We start from the raw sequence: 5,789 nt of genomic DNA on the forward strand, positions 1-5,789 counted from the left end.
CCGGCTCACCGTCCGGGTCCCGCCCGACCGCTCGTCCACCGCCAGGACATGGACGGACCGCTGGTCACGCGTCTGCACGGAGACCAGCGGCCCCCGGCCGTCCCAGCCCGCCGACACGACGTATTCGAAGGCCCGGTCCGTCCAGGCGCCTTCGGGGTGGTCCTCGCCGGCGGCCTCGGGCAGCCGGACACCGGTCCGTTCCCCGGACACCCGGAGCAGATGCAGCGACACCTTCGCGTTCGGCGTGCCGGCGGCCGGATATGGCACCACGCGCGGCGGCCGCTCCGGAATTACCGGATCACTGATGTAGCGGCGCCGGACCCCGGCGGTGTCCACCCGGGCCACCAGTAGCGCATCGCTGTGCGGCGACCACCAGTAACCCCGCGAACGCCCGACCGACTCCTGCGACACGTGGTCGGACAGCCCGTACGTCACCTGCTCGCCCTCCGGTCCCGCGAGCAGGCGCTCAGCCGTCCCGTCGGCCCGCACGGTGTGCAGCGCGCCGCCGGACACGTACGCGATCAGGGAACCGTCGGGAGAGGGGCGCGGGTCCACGACCGGCCCGGCCGTGGCGATCCGGCGAGGCCCCCCGCCGTCCGTGCGCACCACCCAGAGCCTGCCCTGAAGCGCGAAGGCCACCAGCCGCCCGGCCTCGTCCGCGGCGTAGGAGACCACGCCCGAGGAGGTCTCCCGGGCCCGTTCCCGCCGCGCCAGCTCCTCCGGAGGCACCTCGCCCGGGGCCTCGTCCGTGAAGTCGGGGCCGGCGGGATCGGCGAGCAGCCGCTCCGTGCCGTTCTCGTACAGCCAGAGCCGGCTCACCGGGTCGGTGCCCGACGTCCCGCGCACGAACAGCACCCGCTCGCCGTCCGGGGAGACGGTGAACTGCCTGGGCACGCCGAGCGAGAAGCGCCGGGTACGGGCGAACTGGAGAGGAAACCGCTCAGCGGCGGTCGCGAGGGCATCGGCCGGTGCGTCGAAGGGGACAGTCATGGCGACACCGTGACAGGCGGAATCCGCTGGATCCATCGAATTCCGGCTGTCCATGACCGGGGGTTCTCCTCCGGTGTGTGGCTGAAGGCTCCGGCCTCAGCCGTGCAGCCGTACCGGCAGCCGCCGCACGCTGTTGCCCACGAAGGACGCGTGTCGCGGCAGTTCGGACTCGGGGACGGCGAGATCGAGGCCGGGAAAGCGCGCGAAGAGCTGCTCCAGCGCGGCAACGCCTTCCATCCGGGCCAGCGGGGCGCCCATGCAGTAGTGCGCGCCATGGCCCAGTGAGAGGTGCCGGGCCCCGCTGCCGCGGGTGATGTCGAAGCGTCCGGCATCGGGACCGTGGGCCGATGTGTCGCGGCCCGCCGCGGAGTAGCCGGCGAGCACCGGGGTCCCCGCGGGGATCACGGTGCCGCCGATCTCCAGGTCGCGGGTCGGGTAGCGGAACGGGAAGTAGCTGACCGGGCTGTCCCAGCGCAGCGTCTCCTCGACCACGTCCGCCCAGCTCGCCCCGCCCGACCGCACCAGGGCGAGCTGGTCACGGTGGGTGCACAGGGCCCGGACGGCGTTGGTGATCAGATTGAGCGTCGTCTCGTGGCCGGCGATGATCATGAGCATCAGGGTGCCGATCAGCTCGTGCGGGCCGAGCCGGTCGCCGTTCTCCTCGCGGGCCGCGATCAGCGCGCTGGTGAGATCGTCCCCCGGACTCTCCGTCCGGGCGGCGGCGACCGCGCTCAGCACCTCCACCATCTCCCGGTTGGCCGCCTTCACCTCTTCCGGCCCGATGTCCGTGGCGACGATCTGGTTGGACAGGTGGTGCAGCCGGTCGTGGTGTGCGGCATCCACGCCCAGCAGCTCGCAGATGACGCCCATCGGCAACGGCAACGCGAAATGCGTACGCAGATCGGCGACACCGCCGCCGGCGGCGGCCGCCGCTTCGAGGCTGTCCAGGAGCGAGGCCGTCAACGCCTCGATGCGCGGACGCAGTTCCTCGACCCGGCGCCCGGTGAACGCCTTGCTCATCAGGGACCGCAGCCGCCGGTGGTCCGCGCCGTCGGCGGTGGTCATCCCCTGCACCGTGGCGAATGTCCTCAGCGGCCAGCCGTCGGCGATCTCGCCGGCCCGGAGCGCCGCGAAGTGCCGCGCGTTCTTGGCGACATCGGGGTGCGCGAGGAACTCCTTGAGCGCGTCGTGCCCCAGTACCGCCATGCCCTCCACCTCGCCGGGGAGGATCACCGGCGTGACGGCTCCCCGGGCCAGCAGCCGGGCGTTGGCCGCGTGCGGACAGCCGCCCGCCGGGTCCATGCGGTGCGGGCGGCCGGCTGCGGAGCTCACCGGGGACGTGTTCAACAGGGCTCTCCAGACTGAGGGATGCGATGAGCGGAAGTACGGAGCACACACCGCGCCCGGCCCCATGCCCGCTTCGACCCGGCGACCGTGCGGACCACAGCCCCGGCCACGAACAATGACCTCTTCCAGGCACGTCGAACTCCCTTGCGGCACCGGAATCATGCCGATTCGAGGGTCCTTCGTTTGTACCAGGCCGGACCGGGGTGCGTGCCCGATCCCGCGAGCCCGGCATGACCCGGACGAGTGGCGATGGGCCAACAGCTCCGATGTGAAGGGCAACCGGGGAAGGCCGTGCCGGGAACCGCGCCGCCGAAGATGCCGCCGTAACTGCCGATCGCGGCCGGCTGCGGAATCTACCGTCAACTCCTGTAAGTGATAACCGACTTCTTGGAGGACAGGGATGAACAACAGCATGCGCACCGCGGCCGCTGCCGCCGCTCTTGTCGCCGGTCTCGTCACGGTGAGCGGTACCGCCAATGCCGCCGAGCGTCCGGACCGGATCACCAGCCAGGAGCAGCTCGCCAAGAGCATCGCGCAGGCGGTCGCCGTCGAGCAGCAGAACGGCGCCGTCACTGATGGGGTCATCGGCGGCATAGTGATCAACACACTTGCTGCGCGTTCCTGCTGACGAATAGGAGGTGAGCACCGTGGACAGCACCGCGGACCTTGCCCAGGACGGGCAGCAGAGTCCCCTGAGATGGTGTCCGAGCGGCGATGCGAGCCGCCCGGAGTCCGTTGTCCTCGGCGTTCGGTCCGGGGATCGCGGCCAGGTCGTCTATCTGGCCGAACCCGTACCCGCCGCCGATGTGCTCGGCGCCATCCCGGAGGGGATCGCCCCCAACCGGGTGCTCCGGTTCGCCTCGCACTGCGTGTCGGACTGCGCGAACCGGGTCGGCGAGGCCTGCGGGCTGATCGAACGCATCAAGACCGTTCCGGCCGAGACCGGACCGGTCGCCGTGCCACGGTGCCACCTCCGCCCGCACTGCAAGTGGTGGAACCAGGCCGGCGTCGAGGCCTGCCACCGCTGCCCCGCCCTCACGACGCTGGAACCCCGCGACGACGAACTCGCCGTTCTCGTCGCGGACCCGGCGACCACTCGTGAACAATTGGAGGACTGGATCGCCGCCGCACCGTGAGCGGGGATCGTTCACGGAGCCGGTCACGGACCGGACCGAGTACGAGAGAAGGGATGTCGTGAACAACTGGATACGGTGCTTCCGCCCGGCCCCCGACGCCGGAGCCCAACTGCTGTGCTTCCCGCACGCGGGTGGATCGGCCAGTGGCTACCATCCGCTGTCGGCCCAGGTCGCGGGGAGGGCGGAGACACTGGTCGTGCAGTACCCCGGGCGGCACGACCGCATCGCCGAACCGTTCGCCGAACGGTTCGGCGATGTCGTGGACGCGGTGCTGGCCTCGCTCCCCGCGAGCGGGGGTCGGCCGCTCATGCTGTTCGGCCACAGCATGGGCGCGCTGCTGGCGTTCGAGACAGCGCGCCGGCTCGCGGCCGAAGAGCGGGCGCCCGCGGCACTGTTCGTCTCGGGAAGCGAGGCCCCGTCGCTGCCGCGACAGGCACGGGTGCCCAACCCGCCCAGCGACGAGGACCTGATCGGGGAGATGCGGCTGCTGTCCGGTACGGACGAGGAACTGCTGGCCGATCCCGAGATCCTGCGACTCGCGCTGCCGCCGCTGCGCGCCGACTACGCCATGCTCTTCTCCCGTATCCATGTTCCCGGGCCGCCGCTGCGCTGCCCGGTCGTCGCGCTGACCGGTGACAGCGACCCCCGGGTCTTCGTCGAGGGCGTGCAGGCCTGGGAGCAGGAGACCGAGGGTCCCTTCGAGCGGCATGTGCTGTCCGGTGGTCACTTCTTCCTGGGCGACCACCTGGACCGTGTGGCGGAACTCGTCGCCGCGAACGTGCCCGGCCGGGCGGCCCGTACCACCGGCTGACACCGCACATCGCACAGGGCTTGGGCCCGACCCCTCCGGGTCGGGCCCAAGCCCTGTGCGATGTGGTCACTCACTCCGCCTCGAACTCCGCGAGCAGGGCGTCGAGGGAGTCGTCACCCTCCCGGACCGCGATGATCTGCCGGGCCATCTCGTGCAGCGTCAGCTGTTCCAGGAACAGCGTGATCGGGACGTCGAGGTCGAAGTCGTCCCGCAGGCAGCCGACCAGGTGGACGGCGGTCAGGGAGTCGCCGCCGGCCGCGAAGTACGTCATCTCCGCGTCGTCGGCGTCCGCCAGGCCCAGCGCCTCGGCGAGCAGCGCGCGGATGTCCTGCTCCAGGTCCGCCGAGCGGCCTTCCGGCTCCTGCTCCGGCTGCTCCCCGGCCGGGGCGACCGGGAAGAGGCGGTAGGCGCCGTGGCTCGGGCCGGAGAAGGGATAGGACGGCAGAGCGGTCCGCCGGCCGCCGCCCTCCGCCGGCACCGGCTCGCCCGCCAGCCAGGCCTCGCCGAGCGGGTCGGGCCCACCGGGGCTCACCGCGCCGCCCGAGGCCAGCGCGGCGAGCAGGTCCGCCGCGCCCGCACGGTCCGTTGCCCGCACATAGCCGCGCACGGCCATCGGGGCACGGCCCACGCGCAGCGTGTGCGCGGTGTCGGCGAGCGACGGGGCGCCCGGCGCCCGCAGCGCCGCGGCCAGCCGGCCGGCCAGCGCGTCGAGGTCCTCCCGGGTGCGGGCGGACAGCAGCAGCACCTCCGGGCCGTCCGGCGCCTCGGCGCCGTCGCGCGGGGGAGCCTGCTCCAGGACCACGTGCACGTTCGTGCCGCCGATGCCGACCGAGCTCACCCCGGCGCGCCGGGGACCGAGCTCGGGCTCCGGCCAGGAGGCCGCCCGCTCGATCAGGTGGAACGGCGAGTCGTCGAAGCCCAGTTCGGGGTGCGGGCGGCCGGCGTCGGCGTTCGGCACCAGCGTGGCGTGCTCCAGCATGAGCACCGACTTGATCAGCGCGGCCACGCCCGCCGCCGCGTCCAGGTGGCCGATGTTCGACTTCACCGAGCCGATCCCGATCCGCCCGGTGCCGAGCGCCCCCTTGAACGCGGCGGTCGCCGCCGCCGCCTCGATGCGGTCCCCGAGCGCGGTGGCCGTGCCGTGCGCCTCCAGGTACTGGGCGTCGGCCGGGTCGAGACCGGCGGCCGCCCAGGCCTCCACGATCGCGGCGGTCTGCTGGTCGACGCCGGGCGCGGTGAACCCGACCTTGGTGGCACCGTCGTTGGTGACGGCGCTGCCCCGGATGACCGCCCTGACCGGGTCGTTGTCGGCGAGCGCGTCGGACAGCCGGCGCAGCACGACCACACCCACCCCGTTGCCGGGCACGGTGCCGCCGGCCCGCTCGTCGAAGGGCCGGCAGCGGCCGTCCGGGGAGAAGATGCCGCCCTGGTGGTGGACGTATCCCCGCTTGTGCACCGTGTCCACGGCGACACCGCCGGCCAGCGCGGTGTCGCACTCGCCGAGC

The 5,789-nt window shown here is 72.8% G+C and carries 6 protein-coding genes; 3 read left to right on the plus strand and 3 right to left on the minus strand.

What is annotated here, in order from left to right:
* The coding region (locus J1C73_RS13615) for a DPP IV N-terminal domain-containing protein (RefSeq protein WP_207316595.1) at window positions 1-990 on the minus strand (990 nt) is incomplete at its 3' end.
* 96 nt (window positions 991-1,086) lie between these two features.
* Window positions 1,087-2,292 (minus strand): cytochrome P450 family protein, encoded by a 1,206-nt coding sequence (locus J1C73_RS13620; RefSeq protein WP_207316597.1) that lies wholly within the window; start codon window positions 2,290-2,292, stop codon window positions 1,087-1,089.
* Window positions 2,293-2,737: 445 nt separating this feature from the next.
* Between J1C73_RS13620 and J1C73_RS13625 the strand changes: the two genes are divergently transcribed.
* Genes J1C73_RS13625 through J1C73_RS13635 form a run of 3 tightly spaced genes read left to right on the plus strand, consistent with a single transcriptional unit; the run spans window position 2,738 to window position 4,284 of the window.
* Complete coding sequence (locus J1C73_RS13625) at window positions 2,738-2,965, plus strand: hypothetical protein (protein ID WP_123468127.1); 228 nt, start codon at window positions 2,738-2,740, stop codon at window positions 2,963-2,965.
* Window positions 2,966-2,984: 19 nt separating this feature from the next.
* Complete coding sequence (locus tag J1C73_RS13630) at window positions 2,985-3,473, plus strand: hypothetical protein (protein WP_123469674.1); 489 nt, start codon at window positions 2,985-2,987, stop codon at window positions 3,471-3,473.
* 58 nt (window positions 3,474-3,531) lie between these two features.
* Entirely contained in the window at window positions 3,532-4,284 is a 753-nt protein-coding gene (locus J1C73_RS13635; RefSeq protein WP_207316596.1) for a thioesterase II family protein, read from the plus strand.
* Between the two features lie 70 nt (window positions 4,285-4,354).
* Here the strand turns inward: J1C73_RS13635 and J1C73_RS13640 are convergent.
* On the minus strand, window positions 4,355-5,789 hold a 1,435-nt coding region (locus tag J1C73_RS13640; RefSeq protein ID WP_242644125.1), incomplete at its 5' end, for a type I polyketide synthase.

Origin of the sequence: Streptomyces laculatispora (assembly GCF_017353455.1) — a bacterium.
GTDB lineage: Bacteria > Actinomycetota > Actinomycetes > Streptomycetales > Streptomycetaceae > Streptomyces > Streptomyces laculatispora.

Excerpts from the sequence above, each read along its gene's own strand:
- J1C73_RS13620 (WP_207316597.1), bottom strand. The coding sequence starts at position 2,292 with ATGGACCCGGCGGGCGGCTGTCCGCACGCGGCCAACGCCCGGCTGCTG.
- J1C73_RS13625 (WP_123468127.1), top strand. The coding sequence starts at position 2,738 with ATGAACAACAGCATGCGCACCGCGGCCGCTGCCGCCGCTCTTGTCGCC.